Source organism: Microvirga terrae (genome assembly GCF_013307435.2).
GTDB classification, from domain to species: Bacteria; Pseudomonadota; Alphaproteobacteria; order Rhizobiales; family Beijerinckiaceae; genus Microvirga; species Microvirga terrae.
The window spans coordinates 5,098,511-5,122,944 of sequence record NZ_CP102845.1 but is presented as its reverse complement, the minus strand read 5'-3'; the positions used below and the strand labels follow the sequence as shown (position 1 = coordinate 5,122,944).

The window sequence follows — 24,434 nt, the reverse complement described above, 5'->3', positions numbered from 1 at the left end:
TCACCGGCCTGTCATGGCCGGAGCGAGGCCGGCCATGACATGGGGACCCCGCCTCAATCCTTCCGTCCGCGAATGAAGTTGATGATGCCGGAGAAGTCGTCACCCTCGTGGCCGGCATTGTTGAACAGGGCGTAGAGTTGGGCCGCCTCCGCTCCGAGGGGTGTGGGGGCGCCCGAGGCGAGCGCGGCCTCCTGCGCGAGCTTCAGGTCCTTGAGCATGAGGGCTGCCGCGAAGCCCGGCTTGTAGCCGTTGTTGGCGGGCGAAGCGGGCACGGGGCCCGGTACCGGGCAGTAGGTGGTCAGCGACCAGCATTGGCCCGACGACGTGGAGGCGACATCGAACAGCGCCTGATGCGACAGCCCGAGCTTCTCGCCGAGCACGAAGGCTTCGGCCACCCCGATCATCGAGATGCCGAGAATCATGTTGTTGCAGATCTTCGCCGCCTGGCCGGCGCCCGCCTCGCCGCAATGAACGACCTTCTTGCCCATTCGGGACAGGATCGGCTCGGCACGGTCGAAGGCGTCCTTCGTGCCGCCCGTCATGAAGGTGAGCGTCGCGCCCTTCGCGCCGCCGACGCCGCCGGATACGGGCGCGTCGAGGCTCGCGAGGTTGCGTCCCTGCTCGCGCGCCAGGGCGTGCACCTTGCGTGCGCTCTCCACGTCGATGGTGGAGCAGTCGATCAGCAGCGTGCTCTCCTTCACCGAAGGGAGAATATCGGCCCAGACCGCGAGCACGTGCTTGCCGGCCGGCAGCATGGTGACGACGATCTCCGCGTCCCGCACGGCGTCGATCGTCGATCCCGCGATGGTCACGCCGTCGCTGCGCGCCTGGTCGCAGGATGCGGGAGACAGATCGAAGCCGGAGACGCTGTGTCCAGCCTTGACGAGATTGGCGGCCATGGGTCCGCCCATGTTGCCGAGGCCGATGAAGGCGATAATGGTCATGAAAACCCTCCCTTGTTGTGATGTGACGCCCGGCCGAGAAGCCAGAACGAGCCGGCCGCCATGACGAGGCCGCTGCCGGCGTGCAGCAGGAGATGCCCGGGGCTCTCGAAACCCCGTTCGACGAAGACGAGAATGACGTCGCCGGCCGGAATGAGAACCGTCAGCCCCAGAACCGTGCCGACGATGCGCCGGGTCGCCAGGCGCGACAGAGCCGCGAGGTAGGCCCCGAAGGCGAGATCGCGCAATCCGATGGCAGAGACGTAGGACAGACCCGGGCCGTCCGGAGCAGCGATTCCGAACAGGGCCGACCCAGCGCGCGGCGCGAAGACGAACAGGATCCCCAGCAGGACGAACACACCCGACAGGGCGACGACGAGCCAGGTGCTCGGCTCACGCCAAGGCAGCCCCGACGGTTCGTCCCGGCCCGTCATGGGCGTCGCGCCACCCACAGGGCACCGGTGAGCGCGAAGCCGTAGAACCACAGCATCAGCGAGCCGAAGACCTTGTCGAGAGCGGGATCGAGTTGCGGAAAGAACACCGCGAAATGCGATCCCACGGCAGCCATGACCAGCATGCCCGGCACGGCGGTCAAAGCCATGGCATGGCTCGCGGCTTTGCGCGGCACCTGCAGGATGCGGTCGATCGTCAGGCCGAGGCCCGATCCCAGCACGGCGCCTGCGGTGAAGTTGAGCTGGAACGGGCGTCGTCCGTCCTGGAAGAACCAAGGTCCCGCCAGCCAGAACAGCGCCAGGATCGCCGCCGCGATGCCGACGCCGAGGCCGAGCGACCGCACCATCATCGATTGCCGCGCCCCACCAGATCGCGCGCCACGATCAGGCGCATGATCTCGTTGGTGCCCTCCAGGATCTGGTGGACGCGCAGGTCGCGCACGATCTTCTCCACGCCGTAATCGGCCAGATAGCCGTAGCCGCCATGGAGCTGCAGGGCATCGTTCGCCACCTGGAAGCCCACGTCGGTGGCCATGCGCTTGGCCATGGCGCAGAGCTTGGTCGCATCGAGTGCCTTGGTATCGAGGGCGGAAGCCGCGCGCCAGAGGAAAGTGCGTGCCGCTTCGAGTTCGGTCGCCATGTCGGCGAGCTTGAACTGGAGCGCCTGGAAGTCCGCGATGCGCTTGCCGAAGGCCTTGCGGTCGCCCGTGTAGGCGAGCGCCTTGTCGAGCGCCGCCTGAGCGCCGCCAAGCGAGCAGGCGCCGATATTGATACGTCCGCCATCGAGGCCCGACATGGCGATCTTGAAACCCATGCCCTCGTCGGACAGGCGGTTGGCGACCGGCACGCGCACGTCCTCGAAGATCACCGCGGCGGTCGGCTGCGCATTCCAGCCCATCTTCTTCTCCTGCGCGCCGAAGGATACGCCCGGCATGTCCTTCTCGATCACGAGGGTCGAGATGCCGGAAGGACCATCCTCGCCGGTGCGCACCATGGTCACGTAGATGTCGGAGGTGCCGGCGCCCGAGATGAACTGCTTGACGCCGTTGACGACATAATGATCGCCGTCGCGGACGGCCTTGGTCTTGAGCGCGGCCGCATCCGAGCCCGAGCCCGGCTCGGTCAGGCAGTAGCTCGCGATCAGCTCCATGGTGACGAGGCGCGGGATGTAGCGCTGACGCTGCTCCTCCGAGCCGTAGCGGTCGATCATCCACGTCGCCATGTTGTGGATCGACAGATAAGCCGAGACGGCCGGGCATCCGGTGGCGAGCGCCTCGAAGATCAGCGCCGCGTCGAGCCGCGTCATGCCCGATCCGCCCACATCGTCGCGGGTGTAGATCGCCGCCATGCCGAGGGAAGCCGCCTCGCGCATCACGTCCACGGGAAAATGCTTCTTCTCGTCCCATTCGAGGGCATGAGGAGCGAGGTTGTCCGCCGCGAAGGCCAGCGCCATGTCGCGGACGGCGATTTGATCGTCGGTGAGGGAAAACTGGGTCATGGTCCTAAATCGTCACGACAGGGGTGCTTCGTGCACCCCGACTTTGGATCTAGTGCACCCATCGGCGAAGTGGTCACAGGTCACCGCCAAAAAGATGCAGCCCAAGAAGCAGATGGCCGGGATCCAGGTCCCGGCCATCACGCTTGTGCCTACTTCATGGTCGGAATGGAGAATTCCGCCCCTTCCTTGATGCCGGACGGCCAGCGGGAGGTGACCGTCTTGGTCTTTGTGTAGAAGCGTACCGCATCCGGACCGTGCTGGTTGAGGTCGCCGAAGCCCGAGGCCTTCCAGCCGCCGAAGGTGTAGTAGGCGAGCGGCACCGGGATCGGCACGTTGATGCCGACCATGCCCACATTCACCTTGGAGGCGAAATCGCGGGCGGCGTCGCCGTCGCGGGTGTAGATCGCGACGCCGTTGCCGTATTCGTGATCGGAGGGCAGGCGCAGGGCCTCGTCGTAGTTCTTGGCGCGCACCACCGAGAGGACGGGACCGAAGATCTCCTCCTTGTAGATGCGCATGTCGGTCGTCACCTCGTCGAAGAGGCAGCCGCCCATGTAGAAGCCGTTCTCGTAGCCCTGCATCTTGAAGTCGCGCCCGTCGACCACGAGCTTGGCGCCTTCCTGCACGCCGAGATCGACATAGGAGCGCACTTTTTCCATGTGCGCTTTCGTGATCATGGGGCCGAAATCGGCGGAAGGATCCGTGGAGGGGCCGACCTTCAGGCTTTCCACGCGCGGGATCAGCTTGTCCATGAGCGCATCGGCCGTTGCCTTGCCGACCGGCACCGCCACCGAGACCGCCATGCAGCGCTCGCCGGCCGAGCCGTAACCGGCGCCGATGAGGGCGTCCGCAGCCTGGTCGAGATCGGCGTCGGGCATGATGATCATATGGTTCTTGGCGCCGCCGAAGCACTGGGCGCGCTTGCCGTTGGCGGCGGCGCGGGAATAGACGTACTGCGCGATCGGCGAGGAGCCGACGAAGCCCACCGCCTTGACGTCCGGATCGTCGAGGATCGCGTCCACCACTTCCTTGTCGCCGTTGACCACGTTGAGGATACCGGCCGGAAGACCCGCTTCCAGCATCAGTTCGGCAAGACGCATCGGCACGCCCGGATCCCGCTCGGAGGGCTTCAGGATGAAGGCGTTGCCGCAGGCGATGGCGGGGGAGAGCTTCCACAGCGGGATCATGGCCGGGAAGTTGAACGGCGTGATGCCGGCCACGACGCCGAGCGGCTGACGGATCGAATACATGTCGATGCCGGGGCCGGCGCCTTCCGTGAACTCGCCCTTCAGGAGATGCGGGATGCCGGTGCAGAACTCGGCCACCTCGACGCCGCGCTGGATGTCGCCCTTCGCGTCGGCGACCGTCTTGCCGTGCTCGCGGGCAAGCAAGTCGGCGAGCGAATCGGTCTCCTTGGCGATGAGCTCGAGGAACTTCATCATCACGCGGGCGCGGCGCTGCGGGTTGGTGGCCGCCCAGGCGGGCTGTGCGGCCTTGGCGTTCTCCACCGCCTGACGCAGCTCGTCCCTGGAGGCGAGCGCGACGCGGCCGAGGACCTCGCCGGTCATGGGCTGAAAGAATTCGGTGCTCCGTCCCGATTTGCCGGGGACCTGCTTGCCGCCGATGAAATGTCCGACCTCGCGCATGGCGTCTCCTCCTCAAGGGTGATTTTCGTGAGCCTCTTCTATCATTGTTGAAATCGCACGACTATGGGTGAAACCAAAGCACCGTTGTGCGAAAATGCCAATATGTGGGGGAGTGGCATGAGCGCATTCGACTGGGACGATCTCCGCTTTTTCCTCGCCGTCGCCCGGGCCGGGCGGCTCACCGCGGCCGCGCGCCAGCTGGAGGCCGACCACACCACCGTGTCCCGCCGCATCTCGGCCCTGGAACGGGGGCTCAAGGCCAAGCTCTTCGAGCGCAGCCCGCAGGGCTACACCCTGACCGAGCAGGGTGAGCGGCTCCTGAAGCACGCGGAGACGATGGAGACCCAGGCGCTCTCGGTGGCGAGCGAACTCGGCGGAGCGGACCTCGCGCTCTCGGGCACCGTGCGCATCGGCGCTCCGGACGGAATCGGCACCTATTTCCTCGCCCCCGAACTCGGGGTGCTGGCCGAGCGCCATCCGGGTCTCACCCTGCAGCTCGTGGCGCTGCCGCGCACCTTCTCGCTCTCGAAGCGCGAGGCCGATATCGCCGTGACCCTGGAGCAGCCGACCGAAGGGCGCCTCGTGTCGCGCAAGCTCACCGATTACCGCCTGAGGCTCTACGCCTCGCAGGCCTATCTCGACCGGCACGGGCCGCTGACGGAGCTCGCCGACCTGTCCGGCAAGACCCTCGTCACCTATGTGGCGGACCTGCTCTACAGTCCGGTGCTCGATTATTTCTCCGCCCTGGAGAAATACACCGCCCGCCGGTTCGAGTGCGCCAGCGTGGTGGCGCAGGCCGAAGCGGTCCGGGCCGGCGTGGGCATCGGCATCCTGCATGACTACGCGGTACGCCAGTTCCCGGAGCTCCGGGTCGTGCTGCCCGAGGTGTCCTACCTGCGCACCTACTGGCTGGTCACCCATGCGGACGTGCGGTCCCTGCGCCGGGTGGAGGAGGTCTATTCCTTCATCCTGAGCCGGGTTCGGGCCAACCGGGGGCTGTTTGTCTGACGCTTTGCCCTTCACGCGGGCCCCCGATGGGACTAAGTCAGATCCAAAGGACAACCCACGGAGATCCCCGATGCCCTCCAAGCTCGACCAATTGCGCGCCATGACGGTCGTCGTCGCCGACACGGGCGACCTCGACGCGGTGCGCCGCCTCAAGCCCCAGGACTGCACCACCAATCCGACCCTGCTCCTGAAGGCGGTCGAGATTCCTGCTTACGGGCACCTCCTCGAGGAGGGGCTGGCCTGGGGGCGCAAGCAGGGCGGTGCCCGCGAGGGCGTGGTGGCGGCGATCTGCGACCGGCTCGCGGTCGCATTCGGGACCGAGCTTGCCGGCATCGTGCCGGGCCGGGTCTCGACGGAGGTGGATGCCGACCTGTCTTTCGATACGGACGCGACGGTGAAGACCGCGCGGAGCATCGTCAAGGACTACGAAGAGCGTGGCGTCGGGCGCGAGAAGGTCCTGATCAAGATTGCCTCCACCTGGGAGGGCATCCGCGCCGCCGAAATCCTCCAGAACGAAGGGATCGACTGCAACCTCACGCTTCTGTTCTCCCAGGTGCAGGCACAGGCCTGTGCGGAGGCGGGCGTGTTCCTGATCTCTCCCTTCGTCGGGCGCATCCTCGACTGGCACGTGAAGGCAGGCGGCGGGCCCTACACGGGCGAGACCGATCCGGGCGTGATCTCGGTGCGCGACATCTACGCCTCCTACAAGGCCCAAGGGATCAAGACCGTTGTGATGGGCGCATCCTTCCGCAACATCGGTGAGATCGAAGCGCTCGCCGGATGCGACCGGCTCACCATCTCGCCCGCGCTCCTCGACGAGCTGGCGAACGCGCAGGGCGAGCTGCCGCGCAAGCTGTCGCCCGACAACGTCGACAGGATCGAGCCCCTGCCACGCCTCGACGAGAAGAGCTTCCGCTTCGTGCTCAACGAGGACGCGATGGCGACCGAGAAGCTCTCCGAGGGCATCCGCTCCTTCGTGAAGGATCTGCGGTCCCTGCGCACGCTCGTGGCCCGGCGGCTCGAGGAAGCCAAGGCGGCCTGATCGCGATGGCGAAGGCTCTCGTCATCATCGACGTGCAGGCGGGAATTCTTCCCGCAAAAGGCTCGGAGCGTCCTGCAGTGCGGCAGCGCTTCGACGAGGTGCGCCGCCGGATCTTCGGTCTCGTGGGCGAGGCCCGGCGCCAGGGCGCGCCGATCGTCTTCGTCCAGCATGCCGGAGAGCCCGGGCATCGTCTGGAAACCGGCACGCCCGGCTGGGAGATCTGCGAGGACCTTGGCCTGACGGCGGACGATATCGTGGTCAGCAAGACGGCCTGCGATTCCTTCTACGAGACGGATCTGCAACCCGTATTGTCAGAGCACGGCATCAGCCATCTCGTGGTCGTTGGTCTGATGACGCAATATTGCGTCGACACCACCTGCCGGCGTGCCGTGAGCCTCGGCTATGACGTCACGCTCGTGGCCGATGCCCATACGACGGCCGACATGAGGTCACTGACTGTCGAGCAGATCGTCGATCATCACAACGCGTTGCTCGACGGGTTCGATGCCGGGGCGGCTGCGATCAAAGTCAGGCCGGCGAGCGAGGTCTTCGTGGCTGAATAAGGGAGCTCGCAAGACCCATTGGAAAAGGCGCTACGATGATCGTAGCGCCTTTTTGTTTCTGACCTAACCTCGTCCGGCGCCTACTTCTTCCCCGCCAGCGCCCTGTCGCGGATCGCCGTGAGCGACATGGTGGGCGTGATGACTTCCGGATCGATGATGCAATGGAGGATCGCCGGCTTGCTGGAGGTCAGCGCGCGCTGCAGGGCAGGGCCGAACTCCTCCGTGTTCGTCACCCGCTCGCCATAGCCGCCGAATGCCTTGGCATAGGCGGCGAAGTCGGGGTTCTTCAGCATGGTGGCCGAGACGCGGCCGGGATATTCGCGCTCCTGGTGCATGCGGATCGTGCCGTACATGCCGTTGTCGAGCAGGATCACGAGGATCGGCAGGTCGTACTGCACGGCGGTGGCGAATTCCTGCCCGTTCATGAGGAAGTCGCCATCGCCGGCGAACACCACCACGGGGCTGTCGGGCCGGATCCGCTTGGCGCCGACCGCGGCAGGGACGCCGTAGCCCATGGAGCCGGAGGTGGGCGCGAGCTGCGTGCCATATTCGCGGAAGGGCCAGAAACGGTGGACCCAGGTGGCAAAGTTGCCGGCGCCGTTGCAGAAGATCGTGTCGGACGGCATCACCTTGCGCAGGTGCGTCATCACCTCGCCCATCTGCAGGCCGCCGGCGGTGCGGATGGCGCTCGGATCACTCCAGGCCAGATAGTCTGCATGCGCGGCCTTCGTGCCCTCGCTCCAGGGAAGGGAGGCCGGCGGATGCACGCCTTCCAGCGCCGCCGTGAAGGCGACCGGCGAAGCGTTGATGGCAAGGTGCGGGGCATAGACCCGGCCGAGCTCGCTCGGATCCGGATGGACATGCACCAAGGTCTGCTGCGGCGCGGGAATGTCGAGGAGCGTATAGGCTTGGCTCGGCACCTCCGACAGACGTCCGCCGACGAGCAGGACGAGGTCGGCTTCCTTGATGCGCGCGAGGAGCTTCGGGTTCACGCCGAGGCCGAGATCCCCGATATAGGAGGCGTGGTCGGCGGGAAACAGCATCTGGCGGCGGAACGTGCAGGCGACCGGCAGTTCGAAGCGCTCGGCGAAGCGCACGAAGCGCTGGACGGCGGTCTCGGACCAGCGGCTGCCGCCGAGAAGGGCGATCGGCTTCTTCGCGCCGTGCAGCAGCTTCTGCAGCTCGGCCATCTGGGTCAGGCCCGGATGGGTTTCGATGACCTGGTAGCGCGGCGCGTCGGCGACGTCGGCCATCTCGGTGAGCACGTCCTCCGGCAGCGCGATCACGACCGGTCCGGGGCGGCCTGAGGTCGCCACGTGGAAAGCCCGCGAGACGATCTCGGGGAAGCGCGCCGGATCATCCACCTCCGTGGCCCATTTGGCGAGCGGGCCGAAGGCGGCCCGGTAATCGAGTTCCTGGAACGCCTCGCGCTCGCGCATGCCGCGCTCGATCTGGCCGACGAACAGGATCATCGGGGTGGAATCCTGCTTGGCGATGTGGATGCCCGGCGAGGCGTTCGTCGCGCCGGGACCGCGGGTGACGAAGCAGATGCCGGGGCGGCCGGTGAGCTTGCCGTAGGCCTCGGCCATCATCGCGGCGCCGCCTTCCTGGCGACACACCGTCACATTGATGTTCGCATCATGCAAGGCATCCAAGGCGGCCAGATAACTCTCGCCCGGAACGCAGAAGATGTGATCGACTCCGTGCAGGTTAAGCTGATCGACAAGAATCTGGCCGCCGGTGCGGGAGGGCATGGTCATGGAAGGCTCGTGATTGAAGAGGGCTGATAACAAAACGGAGGGCTCGAGCATCGGACCCGAAAGTGGACCCACTTTTGGGATCGGATCCGATGCTCCTTTCCTCAAGCAGCGCATCGTTCGGAGCGGAAAACCGGGTCCACTTTTCCGCACGATGCGCTCATGCCCTCCGCTCGATGCGTTTGAACTGCTCAGGCGTCGACGTCGAACTTCACGCCCTGGGCGAGCGGAAGCGTCGAGCCGTAATTGATCGTGTTGGTGGCGCGGCGCATATAGGCCTTCCAGGCGTCCGAGCCGGATTCGCGTCCGCCGCCCGTTTCCTTCTCGCCGCCGAAGGCTCCGCCGATCTCGGCGCCCGAGGGGCCGATATTGACGTTGGCGATGCCGCAATCGGAGCCGACCGCCGACACGAAGGCCTCGGCCTCGCGCAGGTTGAGAGTGAAGATCGACGAGGAGAGACCAGCGCCGACCGCATTGTGCAGCTCGATCACCTCGTCGAAATCCGAGTAGCGCATCACGTAGAGAATCGGCGCGAAGGTCTCGCGCGTCACCGGGCCGGTCTGGCTCGGCATCTCGACGAGCGCCGGACGGGCATAGAAACCGTCATTCGCCACGTCGGTGGTGCGCCCGCCGCCATGCACCTTGCCGCCGGCCGCGCGGGCCTCGTCGAGGGCGCGCTCCATGCCGTCGAAAGCCGCCTTGTCGATCAGCGGCCCGACGAGCGTGCCCTCAATGCGCGGATCGCCGATCTTCACGCTGCCATAGACTTTCGCGAGACGCGGCACGAGCTGGTCGTAAACGCTGTCATGCACGAAGAGACGGCGCAGGGTCGTGCAGCGCTGGCCTGCGGTGCCCATGGCGGCGAACGCGATGCCGCGCAGGGCGAGATCGAGGTCGGCCGAGGGGGCGACGATGGCGGCGTTGTTGCCGCCGAGCTCCAGGATCGCGCGAGCGAAGCGCTCGGCGAGCTTCGGGCCGACCTGACGGCCCATGGCGGTGGAGCCGGTAGCGGAGAGAACCGGCACGCGGGTGTCCTCGACGAGGATCTCGCCGACCTCGCGGCCGCCCAGAAGCACCTCGCACAGGCCCTCCGGCACGCCGCCGAAGCGCTTGGCGGCGCGCTCGACGATGGCGTGCGTGGCGAGCGCCGTGAGCAGGGTCTTCTCGGACGGCTTCCACACCACGCTGTCGCCGCACACGAGGGCGAGCGCCGCGTTCCAGGACCACACGGCTACCGGGAAGTTGAAGGCCGAGATGACGCCGCAGACGCCGAGGGGATGCCAGGTCTCCATCATGCGGTGATCGGCGCGCTCGGTCGCGATGGTGAGCCCGTAGAGCTGGCGGGAGAGCCCGACGGCGAAATCGCAGATGTCGATCATCTCCTGCACTTCGCCGAGACCCTCGGACACGATCTTGCCCGCCTCAAGGGTGACGAGGCGGCCGAGATCGTCCTTAGCGGCGCGCAGCTCCTCGCCGAGCAGGCGGATGAACTCGCCGCGCTTGGGCGCCGGGACCTTGCGCCAGGCCTTGAAGGCGGCGTCGGCCCGGCCGATGGCTGCCTTGGCCTCCTCGGGCGTGGTCTCACGCACATGGGCGATCACTTCGCCGGTGATCGGCGACCGGGCCGGCCGCCCGGCGGACGCGAAGGCGCTCTCCGGCACGCCGAGGCGCGCGAGAATGGCGCGGGCCTCGTCCGCAACGGAAGCAGGCGCGGAGGATACGGGTTTCAGGCTCGCGGTCATGTTGAATCTCCCTCGATGCGGGCGTGAGGCTTCCACGGGAAGTCCGCCGCCCTCGCTTGTCGTTGAAACGAAACGACGGCGGCTCTCATGCCACCGTCTTAATGCATGACCGGGAAGCCTGGGAACTGCTTTTCCCGAATAGGGTCATGCCAAATGGTCAAGAACTCGGAACGCTCCCGCTTCCGTTGAAGCGGGAGCCCAGTCCCGTTCGTCATGCCGCCGAGTCGAGGCGGATGTTCTTCGCCGCCGGCTCGTGGCCCTCGTCCAGGCGCTCGCCCGCGTAGACGCGGCCGAAACGGTTGGCCAGGAAGGTGTCGAGGTCGATCTCCTCCTGGCGCACGAAACCCTGTTTCGGAAGCTGGCCTTCGACGAGCAGATCGAGCATGGCGCAGATCCCGGCCGCCGTGGTGACCTGGATCGCCGTGCGCTGGACGCCGGCGACCTTCTGGCCGTAGACGCTGCGGGCATAGGTTTCCTGCACGTAGCGGCCGCCGCGTTCGCCGGTCACGGTCACGAAGACGATGACCATGTCCTGCATGGTGGCCGGCACCGCATTCTCCAGGATGTCCTTCAGGATCTCGCGGCGGTTGCGCAGCTGCAGGTCGTTGAGCAGGACGCGCATCAGGGCGCAGTGGCCGGGATAGCGGATGGTTTTGTAGTTCAGGTTGCGCACCTTGCCTTCCAGCGTCTCGCACAGGGTGCCGAGGCCGCCGGAGGTGTTGAAGGCCTCGTAACGGGTACCGTCGAGGGAGAATTCCTCGAGCTCCTCCATGGCCGGGACCTCGCGCAGCTTCCCGTCGACCACCGCCTCGCAGCGCTCGATATATTCGTTGATGACGCCGTCCGTGCTCCAGGTGAGGTTATAGGACAGGGCATTCGACGGGTATTGCGGCAGGGCGCCGACGCGCAGGCGGACCGTGTCGAGCTTGTCGAAGCGGCTGGCGATGTCGTGCGCCACGATGGAGATGAAGCCGGGCGCGAGGCCGCATTGGGGAATGAAGGCCGTGGTGGCGCCCTCGGAGAGTTCCTTCACCATGCGGGTGGTGGCGACGTCCTCGGTCAGGTCGAAATAGTTGACGTCGGCGAGGCGGGCTGCCTGGGCCACGTGGCCGGTCAGGTGGTAGGGGGCGGCGCTGAGCACCGCGAAATGGCCCTTGAGCGCATTCTGCAGGGCGACCGCGTCACTGAAGTCGAGCTGAAGCGTCTTGACCCCATCCTTGGCGACGGCCTCGAGGGCGGCGGCGGAAGCATCCGCGACGGTGACGTCGTAATCGCCGGTCTCGTGAAGCATGTCGACAATGGTGGAGCCGATCTTGCCGGCCCCGATGACGAGGATCGAGTGCATGGAAATCTCCCTGTGGTCCTCTCAGAAAACGGCAAAGCCATGCAGAACGCCATGGACAAGCTGACGAAAAGCCGGCTAGTTTTCGGCATATTGCCGTTATGGTTGGTCATAGTGATGCTCGACGCCACCGATCGCGCCTTGATTGCTCTCCTGCGGGAGAATGCCCGGATCGGCCATGCGGAGGCGGGGCGGCGCCTCAAGCTCTCCCGCACGACCGTGCAGGCCCGGGTCGAGAGCCTGGAGCGTCGCGGGGTGATCGCCGGCTATACCTTGCGCCTCGCCGAGGAGGTCGCGAGCCGCATGGTGCGGGCGCATGTGACGATCGTGGTGGCGCCGAAGGCGTCGGGCGGCGTGGTCTCGGCGCTGCAGCGCATGCCAGAATTGCGCGCGCTTCATTCGGTCGCGGGTGTCTTCGATCTTCTGGCGGTGGTAGAGGCTGAGGACGTTCCCTCCCTCGATGCCGCCATCGACAAGATCGGCGCCCTCGACGGGGTGGAGCGCACCCAATCCTCCATCATCCTCTCAACGAAATTCGAACGATGACCTCTTCAGCCTCTCCTTCAGCCGATGTCGTGATCGTCGGCGGCGCCGTCATGGGCTCCTCCGCGGCCTATCACCTGCTCGCCGATGCCGGCTTCAAGGGACGCGTGGTCGTCATCGAGAAGGATCCGACCTACCAGCTCTCCGCCTCGGCCCTGTCGGCGGCTTCGATCCGCCAGCAATATTCCAGCGCGGTGAACATCCGGATTTCGCTCTATGGAATCCAGTTCCTGCGCACCATCGCCGATCACCTGACCGTCGACGGCGACCGGCCGGAGATCGGCCTGAGGGAAGGCGGATATCTCTATTGCGCGTCGGAGGCCGGCGCCTCGATCCTGGCGGAGAACCAGGCGCTCCAGGTCGCCGAGGGGGCGGACATCCTGTTCCTGAAGCCGGATGCCCTGAAGGAGCGCTTCCCCTGGCTCAACGTGGAGGACCTGGCGGCGGGCACCTGGGGACGTTCGGGCGAGGGCTGGTTCGACGGCTGGGGCCTGCTCCAGGCCTTCCGCAAGAAGGCCCGCGCGCTCGGCGCCCAGTACGTGAAGGGCGAGGTGGCCGACATTGAGCGGGACGGCAACGCGGTCGTCGCGGTGCGGCTGAAGGACGGCACCCGGATCCCCTGCGGCACGCTCGTCAACTGCGCGGGCTCCGGCGGGCGCGCCGTGGCGGCCATGGCCGGGCTCGACATTCCGGTCCAGGCCAAGCGCCGCTACGTCTTCACCTTTTCCTGCAAGGAGCGGGTCGAGAACTGCCCGCTGCTCATCGACACGTCGGGCGCCTATGTGCGGCCGGAAGGGGAAGGGCATTTCATCTGCGGCGCCTCGCCGGAGGCGGATCTCGATCCCGACTGGTCCGACGAGGATCCGGCCAGCCAGGAGATCGACCATTCGTTCTTCGAGGAGTTCATCTGGCCGAACCTGGCGAACCGCGTCCCAGCCTTCGAGGCGATCAAGCCGGGACGCGCCTGGTCCGGGCCCTACGACATGAGCCTCCTCGATCACAACGCGATCATCGGCCTGACCGGCGAGCTCACGAACTTCTACCTCTGCAACGGCTTCTCCGGCCACGGCCTGCAGCAGGCCCCGGCGGTGGGCCGAGGCCTGGCCGAGCTGATCGTCCATGGCGGCTACAGGACGCTCGATCTGTCCGAGCTCGGCTACGAGCGCGTTCTCGCCAACCGTCCGCTGCTCGAGCGCAACGTGATCTGAGCCTCGGTCCCGAAAGCGGAAAGCACGTTCGGGGTCCTCTCCGGCGCTCCGCGTGCGATGGGCTAGAGACCCATCTCGTCGGCGGTGCGGTAGGCCCAGATCCGGCCGCCCCGGTTCATGTGGCGCTGCATCAGGCCGGGCTGGTCGGGATCGGGCCGGGTGTCGACGGCCAGCTCGTTGACGCCCTCCCGGTCGGCCCGCTCGTCGGCGCGGCGCGCGCCGGTGCCGACGGTCGTGCCCGAGCCCTGGTTGGTCTGGCTGAACTCGTCCGTCCTCAGGTCCGTGGTGCCGAGATCGTCCGCGCCTTCCGCCATGAGCCCCATGCCGGGCAGGGAGCCCGTGGTGGTGGTGCCGGCGCCCGAGCCGCCGGTGATCCCGGCCGCCAGGGGCGCACCCGCATCGGCTCCCGCCTGGTCGGATCCGCTCTCCTCGAGCCATTCGCGGCTGCTGCCGTCGAGATCGACCGGATCGAACATCTCCAGGACCCGTACGGCCTCCTCCATGTTGTCCCGGTCGACCTGCGCGGCGATCAGGGAGCAGTGCCTCCGCAAACCCTGCTCGAAGAGGCGCTTGTCGGAGTCCGGCAGGTTCAGGTCGTGCAGCGCGTCGAGGGTGTCGTCCCGAGCCGACAGGCTGCGGAAGCCGGAGATCGACGAGATCTCGCGGGCTTCCGCATTGCCGGCGGCGACGATTCGGTTCTGGGCGATGCCCATTTGCAGCAAGGACTGAAGGGCCTGATGGGCCTGGGCGGGATCCCTGAACAGGGCGGCGATCATCTGGGGCATGGGTCTCTTCCGTTAAGTTACTCCCTCAACGAAGAGGTGTTCCGGGCTGTTCCCGAAGTCGGCCGTTAAGTCTTTTGGATGAAAGGGCTTCCATTTTGAAGCCGGCTATGATTGTCATGTTTTCGTCATAGAAACGTCATCCGGCCTTAACGCCGGGGTGATGAACGACAAGAACGTCCCCGACGGGATGACATGGGAGAGATTACTATGATGAAGAAGTCCCTCCTCGGCGCTCTGGCCATCGGCCTGGCGACGAGCACCTCCGCCTTCGCCCAGACCGAGATCCAGTGGTGGCACGCCATGACGGGTGCCAATAACGACGTCGTGAACCGGCTGGCGGACGAGTTCAACAAGTCCCAGAACGAATACAAGGTCGTGGTCAGCTACAAGGGCCAGTATGCCGATACCCTGAACGCCGGCATCGCCGCGTTCCGCGCGGGCAACGCCCCCCACATCCTGCAGGTTTTCGAAGTCGGCACGGCGACCATGATGGGCGCCCGCGGGGCGATCAAGCCCGTCTACCAGCTGATGGCCGACGCCGGCGAGAAGTTCGACCCGCAGGCCTATCTGCCGGCGATCACCGGCTACTACTCCACGGCCAAGGGCGAGATGCTCTCCTTCCCGTTCAACTCCTCCTCGATGGTCATGTGGATCAACAAGGACGAGCTGAAGAAGGCGGGCGTTAACGAGATCCCGAAGACCTGGCCCCAAGTGTTCGAAGCCGGCAAGAAGCTCAAGGCTGCCGGCCACGACACCTGCGGCTTCTCGAACGCTTGGGCGCCCTGGGCCAACGTCGAGCAGTTCTCCGCCTGGCACAACATCCCGATGGCCACCAAGGCCAACGGTCTCGACGGCTTCGACACGGAGATGAAGTTCAACTCTCCGGCGCACGTGAAGCACCTGCAGAACCTCGTCGACCTGCAGAAGGACAAGACCTACGACTATTCGGGCCGCGACTCGAAGAGCGAGGGCCGCTTCACCTCGGGCGAATGCGCGATCTTCCTCACCTCGTCGGGCTTCTACGGCAACGTGAAGGCGAATGCGAAGTTCGACTTCACGTCCGTGCCGATGCCTTACTACCCGGACATCCAGGGCGCTCCGCAGAACTCCATCATCGGCGGCGCTTCGCTGTGGGTCATGGGCGGCAAGTCGGCCGCCGAGTACAAGGGCGTGGCCAAGTTCTTCACCTTCCTGTCGGACACGGACCGCCAGGCCAAGCTGCATCAGGAATCGGGCTATCTCCCGATCACCAAGGCAGCCTACGAGAAGACCAAGGCTTCAGGTTTCTATGAGAAGAACCCGGTCCTGCAGACCCCGCTGCTCGAGCTGACCAACAAGGAGCCGACCGAGAATTCCCGCGGTCTGCGCTTCGGCAACATGGTCCAGATCCGCGACGTGGTGTCGGAGGAGATCGAGGCTGCTCTGGCCGGTCAGAAGCCCGCCAAGGATGCTCTCGACTCCGCCGTGACGCGCAGCAACCAGATCCTGCGCCAGTTCGAGCGTTCCGTCAGCCGCTGAGCGATCTGACCGCACGACTTTCCATCCCGGGCGGCCCCGCTGCCCGGGATGATCTTATGGATCACCTTCGCAGACCGGTTGCCGCCGTCATCTGCCACCCATCATCCGGACAGCCGTAAACGCGATGGAAAAACGAGCTCATTTTTCAGGTTGGACGCTGCCACTTCTGCTCATCGTTCCGCAGATGGCGATCACCGTCATTTTCTTCTATCTGCCTGCATCGCAGGCCATCTGGCAGTCGTTCCTGCGGGAAGACGCCTTCGGCCTCACCTCCGAATTCGTCGGCTTCGAGAACTACAGCGCGGTCTTCGAGCAGCCTGAATATTACCGGGCAATGGTCACGACCGTGATCTTCTCGACCCTGGTGGCCTTCTTCTCGCTCGCAGTCGCGCTTCTTTTCGCCACCCAGGCCGACAAGAGCCTGCGCGGCGGCCACGGTTTCAAGACCCTGCTGATCTGGCCTTACGCGGTGGCTCCCGCCATCGCGGGTGTTTTGTGGATGTTCATGTTCCACCCGACGCTCGGCACGCTCGGGCGCCCGCTCAACCTCATGGGGTTCAACTGGAATCCCATGCTTGACGGCAAAGATGCCATGATCCTGCTCGTGCTCTCCGCCACCTGGAAGCACGTCAGCTACAATTTCCTCTTCTTCCTCGCTGGCCTGCAGGCGATTCCGAAGAGCGTGATCGAAGCCGGCGCCATCGACGGCGCAGGGCCCATGCGCCGCTTCTGGACGATCATCTTCCCGCTTCTGTCGCCGACCACCTTCTTCCTTCTCGTCGTGACCATCGTCTACGTGTTCTTCGAGACGTTCGGCATCATCGATGCCGTGACGGGCGGCGGTCCTGCCGGAACGACCACAACCCTCGTCTACAAAGTCTACGCGGACGGCCGCTCCGGCGGCGATCTCGGCCTGTCGGCCGCCCAATCGGTGGTCCTCATGGTCATCGTGATCGCGCTGACCGCCATCCAGTTCCGCTATGTCGAACGCAAGGTACAGTACTGATGGTCGAGAATCGTCCCTTTAGAGACTTCATGGCCTATCTGACGCTGATCATCGGCGTCGTTCTGGTGGCCTTCCCGGTCTACCTCGCGATCATGGCGTCGACCTTCGACACCGCCACCATCATCAACGGCAACATGCCGCTGATCCCGGGCGATCAGACGCTGGAAAACTACTCCCGCGCGCTGTTCTACGGGGGCAAGACGGCCCGCGAGCCCGTGATCGGCATGATGATCAACTCCATGATCGTCGCAATGGGAATCGCATTCGGCAAGATCCTGATCTCGATTCTGTCGGCCTATGCGGTTGTGTATTTCAGGTTCCCGTTCCGCAGGACGGCGTTCTGGGTCATCTTCATCACCCTGATGCTCCCGGTCGAAGTGCGTATTTATCCGACCTACAAGATCGTCGCCGATCTGGGTCTCCTCGATACCTATTCCGGTCTCATCCTGCCGCTCATCGCGTCGGCGACCGGCACGCTCCTGTTCCGGCAATTCTTCATGACCATTCCGGAGGAGCTTCTGGAAGCCTCGAAGATCGACGGCGCGGGCGCGTTCCGCTTCTTCAAGGACACGCTGCTTCCGCTTTCGATGACGACGATCGCGGCACTCTTCGTGATCCAGTTCATCTATGGCTGGAACCAGTATCTCTGGCCGCTGCTGATCACCACGAAAAGCTCGATGCAGACCATCGTCATCGGCATCAAGAAGATGATCACGACCACCGATGCACTGACCGAGTGGAACATCGCCATGACGACGGCCGTGCTGGCGATGGTGCCGCCGGTGCTGGTCGTCATCTTCATGCAGAGGCTCTTCGTGAAGGGTCTCGTCGAAACGGAGAAGTGACGCGGGAAACGCGCAGGGCCCTTCCCGTTCGGCGGAAGGGCTCCTTCTCACATGATTGGAATTCTCGCCCGCGGCCCACGGCGGCGCGGGCAGCGATAAAAGGAAAGACACGATGGCAGGGGTCACACTCGATACCGTCAGGAAGATCTATGCGGGCAATGTTGAGGCCGTGAAGGGCGTCTCTCTCGGAATCGAGGACGGCTCCTTCTGTGTGCTCGTCGGCCCGTCCGGCTGCGGCAAGTCCACGCTGCTCCGGATGATTGCGGGCCTCGAGACGATTTCCGACGGCGAGGTGAAGATCGGCGAGCGAGTGGTGAACCAGGTCGAGCCGGCCGATCGCGACATCGCCATGGTGTTCCAGAACTATGCGCTCTACCCGCATATGACCGTCTACGACAACATGGCCTATGGCCTGAAGAACCGCGGCACGCCGAAGGACGAGATCGAGAAGCGCGTGAAGGAAGCGGCCCGAATCCTGGCGATCGAATCCTTCCTCACCCGCAAGCCGCGCCAGCTCTCCGGCGGCCAGCGCCAGCGCGTCGCCATGGGCCGGGCCATCGTGCGCAAGCCCCAGGTGTTCCTCTTCGATGAGCCGCTCTCCAACCTCGATGCCAAGCTGCGCGTCCAGATGCGCGTCGAGATCAAGCGCCTGCAGAAGGCTCTCGGCGTGACGTCGATCTACGTGACTCACGATCAGGTCGAGGCCATGACCCTGTCCGACAAGCTCGTGGTGATGTCCGGCGGCCAGATCGAGCAGGTGGGCAGCCCGGCGGACGTCTACCGCCGTCCCGAGACCCGGTTCGTCGCCACCTTCATCGGCTCGCCGCCCATGAACATCCTGCCCGGCAAGGTCGAGGGGCCCGGCCGGGTGTCGGTCGGCGGACAGGCGATCATGGTCGCGGACATGCGCGACGGCCTCGCCCCCGGCTCCGCCATCGAGGTGGGCCTGCGTCCGGAGGACGTCCAGGCAGGCGGCGCGGGCTCGAGCTCCCTCTCCATGGATGTGGATTTCGTCGAGGAACTCGGCGCGACCCAGCTCTTCCACGGCAAGGTCGCCGGCGCCGACTTCGTCGTTCAGGCCTCCACCGGTCAGATTCCGGCCGACACCCGCCGGCTGACCCTGTCGGTCGATCCGGCCAACGTCCATCTCTTCGACCCTCAGACCACCCGGCGTCTCGGCAAGGTCTGACATCCCGGACGGCGAGCCGGAACGTCAGGGTGTCCAAGGGCCTCGGGCTTGCGCTCGGGGCCCTCTCGTTGTGCGGGCAACCTCATGCCCCTTGTCCCTCTCCCCCTCGTCAGGATGAGGGGGAGGGTTGACGATCAGGGTGGGCGGTCCCGCACCACCGCGCCGGCACCCGCTCCCACCTTCCCGCAGCCGTTCCGCTACCCTCGGCCCGTTCTCGCTACCCTCGGCCCGTGCTGGCACCCAGCTGTGTCGGCTACCCTCCGCCCGTCCTGACACCCTCCCCGTCATGGCCGGGCTGGTCCCGGCCATCCCGCTCATGTGAAGCGCCGTGCCTTACGGGTCGGGATCACCGGCACAAGGCCGGCGATGACGTGGGAGGGTCTGTGCAAGGATGTGTTCTCACTTTGTTCTTGACAGGGGTGCCAAGCTAAGCTATATCGTTGGACAGATCGGTTCCTTCGAGGGGCGCGCTCGCGAGGCGTCGCAAGTGTGGGAACCGGCACGGTCCTGCGACAGGCTTCGCACCCCTGGGCGCGCAGGAGGCCGACCTTGGGCTCTGCCCAGCTGGTCCGCCTGAAAAGAACCGTGCGCGACGAGCAGCTTGGCTCTCGCTTATCACCTCAGACATCGAGCCGGGCTGCCACTCGCGCCACCCTCGATCATCCTGAAGGCTCGCAGCGCAAGCTGCGGGCCTGCAGGTGCTGCTCTTTGACAGCGCACAGATCGCAAACCGGCACCGCAGCGCGACGCTCCCCCGTCATCCGACCCTGCCCCGTCATGGCCGGCCCCGTGCCGGCCATCCCGATCCGGTGAGGCTCCGGCGCTTCAAGCAAGCGAGATCACCGGGACACGCCCGGTGATGACGGGGGAAGGATCAGGACGGGCCATCCCGATCCGAACAGGCGCGGCGCTTCAGACAAGCGCGATCACCGGCACAGGCCCTGTGACGACGGCGAGGCGGTTGCACGACGTTCGAAGCCTCGGTATCCCTTTTTCTTCAACGTGAGGAACAGCGATGACGGTCAAGCTCGACGGCGCCACTCTCGGCATTCAGGATGTGGTGCGTGTGGCGCGCCCCGATGCCAGCGGAGCCTTTGCGCCCGCCGCCCTGACCCCGGAGGCACGCGAGCGCATTGCGGCGACGCGGGATTACATCGACCGCACCTGGATGCACGACGACGCGCCGCTCATGTATGCCTTCAACACGGGCGTCGGCCTGTTCAAGGACCAGCGCGTTCTCATCAGCGACATGGCGGCCTACCAGCGCAAGACGGTCTATGCCCACGCCACTGGGGTCGGCGAGCCGTTCGCCGAGGACGTAACCCGCGCCATGATGCTCCTGCGGGCCAATGCGTTCGCGTCGAACTATTCCGGCCCCCGCGTCGAGCTGGTCGAGCGCCTCATCGCGTTCGTCAATGCGGGCCTGCATCCGGTCATTCCGCAAAAAGGCTCCGTCGGCGCGTCGGGCGACCTCGCGCCGCTCGCCCATATGGCTGGCGCGGTCTGCGGATTCGAGGAGGCCGAGATAATCTATCGCGGCCGCCGGATGCCGGCCCGCGAGGCCATCCGGGCGGCCGGCTTCGATCCCGATTTCGAGCTTGGCGCGAAGGATGCTTCGGCTCTGATCAACGGCTCGACCACGTCGCTTGCGCTCGGGGCGCTGGCCACGCACGACGCACGCCGCCTGCTGAAGCAGGCGGACATCGCCATGTGCCTGTCGCTCGAAGCCATGCGCGGCGAGCTCGCGGCCTTCGATCCCCGCGTGCACAAGGCGCGCCCTCATCCGGGCCAGGCCCGCGTCGCCCGCAATCTGCTGCGCATTCTCGACGGCACGAAGCGCTGCTCGCAGGCTGCGCGCGACATCGTGTTTCCCGACGAGCCGCGTCAGCCCGGAGCGCCGGCGGCTCCCCGCGTGCAGGACGTCTATTCCCTGCGCTGCACGCCGCAGGTTCACGGGCCCGCCGTCGAGGCCGTGGAATACGTGGAGCGCATCATCGGCACGGAGATGAACTCCGCCACCGACAACCCGCTGATCTTCGACGACGGGCAAGGCGGCTACGTGTCGATCTCGGGCGGTCACTTCCACGGTCAGTACATGGCGCAGGCCATGGACTTCCTCGCCATTGCGATGGCCGATCTCGGGGCGATCTCCGAGCGGCGCCTCGCGCGGCTGATCGATCCCACCATGTCCTACGGCCTGCCGCGCAACCTGCTCGCCGGCAAGCGCGGGCTCAACACGGGATTTGCAACCGTGCAGTGCTCCCTGTCGGCGCTGGTGATGGAGAACCGCGGGCTTGCGACGCCGGGCTCGGTCGACTCGATCCCCGGCAAGTCGAATGCGGAGGATCACGTGTCCAACTCGACCTGGTGCGGGCGCAAGGCACGCACCGTCGTCGAGAATGTGGAGCAGATCGTGGCCGGCGAGTTGCTGATGGCCGCGCAGGCGCTCACGCTCGTGGAGCCGCTCGCGACGGATCATCCGCTCGGCAAGGGTTCGCGCGCCGCCCTGGAGGCGATCCGGGCCATTATTCCGCCGGCGCTCGATGGCGACCGCTGGTACGCGACCGAGATGCGCCAGGCGCTCGATCTCGTGCGCGCGGGCGCAGTGGTCGAGGCGGTCGAAAGCGCCATCGGCGAGCTCGAGTAAAGAAAAAGGGCCCGGTGAGACCGGGCCCTGAATGGTTCGCCCTGTGCGTGTTCAGCGGCAGCGGCGGACCTCGCGATACACGACGCGTCCGTTGGGCCGCACCACGCGCTCGCGCACCGTGCGGCAGCGCTCGACCCGGCCCCAGCCTGGCCGCACGCCGCAATCCCGCACGGTCCGGAAGACCACGCGGCCATTCGGAAGCACGGTGCGGACGCGGCGCGTGACGCACTGCACATTGTCTACAAGGCTTGGCCCCTGCAGCTGCTCGGCGCCGAAACGGGCCTGCGCCTCCTGCGGTGCAGCAAAGAAGCCGGCGCCAAGGACAAGGGCAAAGGCGGGGAGAATGATGGCTCGCATGGTCCATTCCTTATGTTGTGAGGAGGGGCTGACGACAACGACGTGTCTATGCCATGGTTCCTGAAGCTGGAATGAACCTCATGTCGTCACGCGTTATGATCCGTCCCGTTCATGTCTCGGATGCCGCCGAGCTGGTCGCTGCCAACCTCGCCAGCATCGATCTGCACGAGCCCTGGGTTTCGCCCTGCCGCGATCATGCGAGCTTCCTCGGTTATCTCAACCGCTGCGACGGCGATCGCTCCATCGGCTTCATTGCCCGTGAGCGGGCGAGCGGAAAAATCGTCGGAGTGGTGAATCTGAGCGAGGTCGTGCGCGGCTTCTTCCAAAGCGCCTATATGGGCTATTACGGCATGGCCGGCACCAGCGGGCGCGGGCTCATGAGCGAGGCGGTGAGGCTCGTGGTCTCGCATGCCTTCGGCGAGCTCGGGCTGCACCGGCTGGAGGCGAACATCCAGCCGGGGAACGGGCCATCCCGTGCGCTCGTCATGCGGCTCGGCTTCCGTCAGGAAGGCTATTCACCGCGCTATCTCAAGATCAACGGGGAATGGCGCGATCACGAGCGCTGGGCCGTGCTCGCCGACGAGTGGCGCGGCTGATCCGCATCAGGCGACGGGCCCGAGCTTCTTCTGCAGAAAGAAGCGGCTGCCGCCGACGGGATAATCCTTGAGTTCGCCGAAGATCTCGTATCCGAGGCGCCGGTAGAGTTCGAGCGCCCTGGGGTTGAGCGTGTCGATCCACGCCGAGTGGCAGCCCTTGTTTCGGGCCTCGTCCTCGGCCATCGCGATCAGCTGCGTGGCAAGTCCCATGCCGCGAAAGGCTTCAGGCACGAAAAGGAGCTCGATGGCGAGCCAACCGCCGTTCATGCGGCCGCACAGTCCCCCGACAGGCTCGCGGCTGTCGGGATCGATGATGGCAATGGCGAGATCCCGGCCCGGCGGATGGCCGGCGAAAAGAGTTCTGTTGAAGTCTCGCACGCCTTCCAGGACGATCGGATGCAGCGCGCAGGCATCGTCGACGAACGCAATTATCGGAGCCTGCTTCATGATGCGGATCTCACGCGGCAATCTGCTTGACCGTGTCCATCAGCACGCGGGCCGCCACATCCGCGTCCTCGATGGTGATCGACTCAGCCGGGTTGTGGCTGATGCCGCCCTTGCAGCGCACGAACAGCATGGCGGATGGGCAAAGGCCCGCCATTGCGACCGCATCATGACCGGCGCCCGAGGAGAGATGCAGCGGCTCGATGCCGAGGCTCCTCATGGCCTCTTCGAATTTTCCGGCCAAATCCTTGTCCATGGGCGTCGCGGGCGATTCCATGAACGGCTCGATGGCGAAAGTCACGCCGCGCCGCTGCGCGGCGGCCTGGCATTCGGTGATGATGTCTTCCACCATCGCAAGGCGCACGGCATCGTCCGGTGAGCGGGCATCGAGCGTGAAATCGACACGTGCCGGAATGACGTTGATCGCGCCGGGCTGCACCTGCGCGACGCCCACCGTCGCTACCGTGTCGGTGCGCGTCGAGCCTGCGCGCTCGACGATGCCGATCATCTCGGCCACGGCCGCGAGCGCATCGCGACGCATGGTCATCGGCACGGTGCCCGCATGGCCCGCTTCGCCGATTACGCTGCAGCGCGCCCGCGTGATGCCGTTGATGGCCGACACGATCCCGACAGGCAGATCCTTTGCTTCGAGGAGCGGCCCCTGCTCGATGTGCACTTCGAGATACCCGCGGTACCGCGCCGGATCCCGGGCAAGCGCCGCGATCCCGTCCGGGTCGCCGCCGAAGCGGATCAGCGCCTCGCGGAAAGTGGTCCCGTCCCGGTCCCGACCGTCGAGCCAGGCCGGGTTGAACCGGCCGGCAAGCGCCTGGGACGTGGAGAGGTTGCTCGGGAAGCGCACATTCTCCTCGTCGCCGAAGGCGACGACCTCGATCGGGCAGGCGGGGGCAATGCCCTGCTGCCGCAATGCCTCCACCACGGCGATGCCGAGCACCACGCCGAGGTTGCCGTCATAGCGGCCCGCATCGACCACGGAATCGATATGGGAGCCGACGAGGAGGGCAGGGGCTTGCGGATCGGTGCCCTCGATCCGACCGATGACGGATCCGAGGGCATCGATATGGGCGTTCAGCCCCGCCTCCCGCATCAGGCGGAGCGTGGCGTCCGCAGCCCGGCGATGGGCGTCGGAGAGATAGAGGCGGGTGAGGCGGCCGGGTTCGTCCGTGTGCTGGGCGAGATCCTCGATCATCGCCATCACGCGGCGGCCGAGGGTGAGATCTGTCGCGGTGGTCATGGACCGGAGAGTTTCAGGAACCGGCCTGCTTCGCAAGAGGAAGAGCAATGGCT

At 65.9% G+C, this 24,434-nt stretch carries 23 protein-coding genes; 11 read left to right on the top strand and 12 right to left on the bottom strand.

Annotation, left to right across the window (positions count from 1 at the left end):
- Positions 1-53: 53 nt before the first annotated feature.
- From mmsB to HPT29_RS23945, 5 genes are all read right to left on the bottom strand, one after another.
- Positions 54-944: a 3-hydroxyisobutyrate dehydrogenase gene (mmsB, locus tag HPT29_RS23965; protein ID WP_173946639.1), complete on the bottom strand. Its 891-nt coding sequence runs from the start codon at positions 942-944 to the stop codon at positions 54-56.
- Positions 941-1,375 carry a DUF4267 domain-containing protein gene (locus HPT29_RS23960; RefSeq protein ID WP_173946638.1) on the bottom strand — a complete coding sequence of 145 codons (435 nt, stop codon included), beginning with the start codon at positions 1,373-1,375 and terminating at the stop codon, positions 941-943. The genes mmsB and HPT29_RS23960 overlap by 4 nt, the downstream gene beginning before the upstream one ends.
- Positions 1,372-1,743, bottom strand: a complete 372-nt coding sequence (locus HPT29_RS23955) for a DUF5367 family protein (protein WP_173946637.1) — start codon at positions 1,741-1,743, stop codon at positions 1,372-1,374. The genes HPT29_RS23960 and HPT29_RS23955 overlap by 4 nt, the downstream gene beginning before the upstream one ends.
- Complete coding sequence (locus tag HPT29_RS23950) at positions 1,740-2,891, bottom strand: isobutyryl-CoA dehydrogenase (RefSeq protein ID WP_173946636.1); 1,152 nt, start codon at positions 2,889-2,891, stop codon at positions 1,740-1,742. The genes HPT29_RS23955 and HPT29_RS23950 overlap by 4 nt, the downstream gene beginning before the upstream one ends.
- A 149-nt stretch (positions 2,892-3,040) precedes the next feature.
- A complete protein-coding gene (locus HPT29_RS23945) occupies positions 3,041-4,537 on the bottom strand; it encodes a CoA-acylating methylmalonate-semialdehyde dehydrogenase (RefSeq protein ID WP_173946635.1) in 1,497 nt (498 codons plus the stop codon).
- 117 nt (positions 4,538-4,654) lie between these two features.
- Here HPT29_RS23945 and HPT29_RS23940 point away from each other — a divergent pair, with 117 nt between their 5' ends.
- The 3 genes from HPT29_RS23940 (at position 4,655) to HPT29_RS23930 (ending at position 7,150) form a co-directional block, all read left to right on the top strand.
- Positions 4,655-5,545: a LysR family transcriptional regulator gene (locus tag HPT29_RS23940; RefSeq protein WP_173946634.1), complete on the top strand. Its 891-nt coding sequence runs from the start codon at positions 4,655-4,657 to the stop codon at positions 5,543-5,545.
- A 70-nt stretch (positions 5,546-5,615) separates the two neighbouring features.
- A complete protein-coding gene (tal, locus tag HPT29_RS23935; RefSeq protein WP_173946633.1) occupies positions 5,616-6,587 on the top strand; it encodes a transaldolase in 972 nt (323 codons plus the stop codon).
- Between the two features lie 5 nt (positions 6,588-6,592).
- The gene (locus HPT29_RS23930; protein ID WP_173946632.1) at positions 6,593-7,150 is read left to right on the top strand and encodes a cysteine hydrolase family protein; all 558 of its coding nucleotides are present in this window, start codon (positions 6,593-6,595) and stop codon (positions 7,148-7,150) included.
- Positions 7,151-7,230: 80 nt separating this feature from the next.
- On the opposite strand, the gene HPT29_RS23925 is transcribed toward HPT29_RS23930, so the two are convergent.
- The 3 genes from HPT29_RS23925 to HPT29_RS23915 form a co-directional block, all read right to left on the bottom strand.
- A complete protein-coding gene (locus HPT29_RS23925; RefSeq protein WP_173946665.1) occupies positions 7,231-8,904 on the bottom strand; it encodes a thiamine pyrophosphate-binding protein in 1,674 nt (557 codons plus the stop codon).
- Positions 8,905-9,098: 194 nt separating this feature from the next.
- A complete protein-coding gene (gene amaB / locus HPT29_RS23920; protein WP_173946631.1) occupies positions 9,099-10,649 on the bottom strand; it encodes an L-piperidine-6-carboxylate dehydrogenase in 1,551 nt (516 codons plus the stop codon).
- A 211-nt stretch (positions 10,650-10,860) separates the two neighbouring features.
- Entirely contained in the window at positions 10,861-11,994 is a 1,134-nt protein-coding gene (locus HPT29_RS23915; protein WP_173946630.1) for a saccharopine dehydrogenase family protein, read from the bottom strand.
- Positions 11,995-12,108: 114 nt separating this feature from the next.
- On the opposite strand from HPT29_RS23915, the gene HPT29_RS23910 reads away from it, so the two are divergent.
- Both HPT29_RS23910 and HPT29_RS23905 read left to right on the top strand, forming a co-directional pair.
- Positions 12,109-12,537: an Lrp/AsnC family transcriptional regulator gene (locus HPT29_RS23910; RefSeq protein ID WP_173946629.1), complete on the top strand. Its 429-nt coding sequence runs from the start codon at positions 12,109-12,111 to the stop codon at positions 12,535-12,537.
- Positions 12,534-13,742 (top strand): NAD(P)/FAD-dependent oxidoreductase, encoded by a 1,209-nt coding sequence (locus HPT29_RS23905; RefSeq protein ID WP_173946628.1) that lies wholly within the window; start codon positions 12,534-12,536, stop codon positions 13,740-13,742. Before HPT29_RS23910 ends, HPT29_RS23905 begins: the two co-directional genes overlap by 4 nt.
- 62 nt (positions 13,743-13,804) lie before the next feature.
- Here the strand turns inward: HPT29_RS23905 and HPT29_RS23900 are convergent, their stop codons facing one another.
- Complete coding sequence (locus tag HPT29_RS23900) at positions 13,805-14,527, bottom strand: hypothetical protein (RefSeq protein ID WP_173946627.1); 723 nt, start codon at positions 14,525-14,527, stop codon at positions 13,805-13,807.
- A 207-nt stretch (positions 14,528-14,734) separates the two neighbouring features.
- Here HPT29_RS23900 and ugpB point away from each other — a divergent pair, with 207 nt between their 5' ends.
- The 5 genes from ugpB to HPT29_RS23875 all read left to right on the top strand — a co-directional run bounded on the left by ugpB (position 14,735) and on the right by HPT29_RS23875 (position 21,732).
- A complete protein-coding gene (ugpB, locus tag HPT29_RS23895; RefSeq protein WP_371823184.1) occupies positions 14,735-16,045 on the top strand; it encodes a sn-glycerol-3-phosphate ABC transporter substrate-binding protein UgpB in 1,311 nt (436 codons plus the stop codon).
- Between the two features lie 124 nt (positions 16,046-16,169).
- A complete protein-coding gene (gene ugpA, locus HPT29_RS23890) occupies positions 16,170-17,051 on the top strand; it encodes a sn-glycerol-3-phosphate ABC transporter permease UgpA (protein WP_173946626.1) in 882 nt (293 codons plus the stop codon).
- Positions 17,051-17,896 (top strand): sn-glycerol-3-phosphate ABC transporter permease UgpE, encoded by an 846-nt coding sequence (ugpE, locus tag HPT29_RS23885; protein ID WP_173946625.1) that lies wholly within the window; start codon positions 17,051-17,053, stop codon positions 17,894-17,896. The genes ugpA and ugpE overlap by 1 nt, the downstream gene beginning before the upstream one ends.
- Before the next feature lie 112 nt (positions 17,897-18,008).
- Positions 18,009-19,085 carry a sn-glycerol-3-phosphate import ATP-binding protein UgpC gene (locus HPT29_RS23880; RefSeq protein ID WP_173946624.1) on the top strand — a complete coding sequence of 359 codons (1,077 nt, stop codon included), beginning with the start codon at positions 18,009-18,011 and terminating at the stop codon, positions 19,083-19,085.
- Between the two features lie 1,015 nt (positions 19,086-20,100).
- A complete protein-coding gene (locus tag HPT29_RS23875) occupies positions 20,101-21,732 on the top strand; it encodes an HAL/PAL/TAL family ammonia-lyase (RefSeq protein ID WP_173949459.1) in 1,632 nt (543 codons plus the stop codon).
- A gap of 51 nt (positions 21,733-21,783) precedes the next feature.
- On the opposite strand, the gene HPT29_RS23870 is transcribed toward HPT29_RS23875, so the two are convergent.
- Positions 21,784-22,089, bottom strand: coding sequence for a hypothetical protein (locus tag HPT29_RS23870; RefSeq protein ID WP_173949458.1), 306 nt, complete (start codon positions 22,087-22,089; stop codon positions 21,784-21,786).
- Positions 22,090-22,169: 80 nt separating this feature from the next.
- On the opposite strand from HPT29_RS23870, the gene HPT29_RS23865 reads away from it, so the two are divergent.
- Positions 22,170-22,685 (top strand): GNAT family N-acetyltransferase, encoded by a 516-nt coding sequence (locus HPT29_RS23865; RefSeq protein WP_173949457.1) that lies wholly within the window; start codon positions 22,170-22,172, stop codon positions 22,683-22,685.
- Positions 22,686-22,691: 6 nt separating this feature from the next.
- On the opposite strand, the gene HPT29_RS23860 is transcribed toward HPT29_RS23865, so the two are convergent.
- Together HPT29_RS23860 and HPT29_RS23855 are read right to left on the bottom strand one after the other, a co-directional pair.
- On the bottom strand, positions 22,692-23,132 hold the full coding sequence (locus HPT29_RS23860) for a GNAT family N-acetyltransferase (protein WP_173949456.1): 441 nt from the start codon (positions 23,130-23,132) through the stop codon (positions 22,692-22,694).
- A 10-nt stretch (positions 23,133-23,142) separates the two neighbouring features.
- The gene (locus HPT29_RS23855) at positions 23,143-24,381 is read right to left on the bottom strand and encodes an allantoate amidohydrolase (protein ID WP_173949455.1); all 1,239 of its coding nucleotides are present in this window, start codon (positions 24,379-24,381) and stop codon (positions 23,143-23,145) included.
- Between the last annotated feature and the right edge of the window lie 53 nt (positions 24,382-24,434).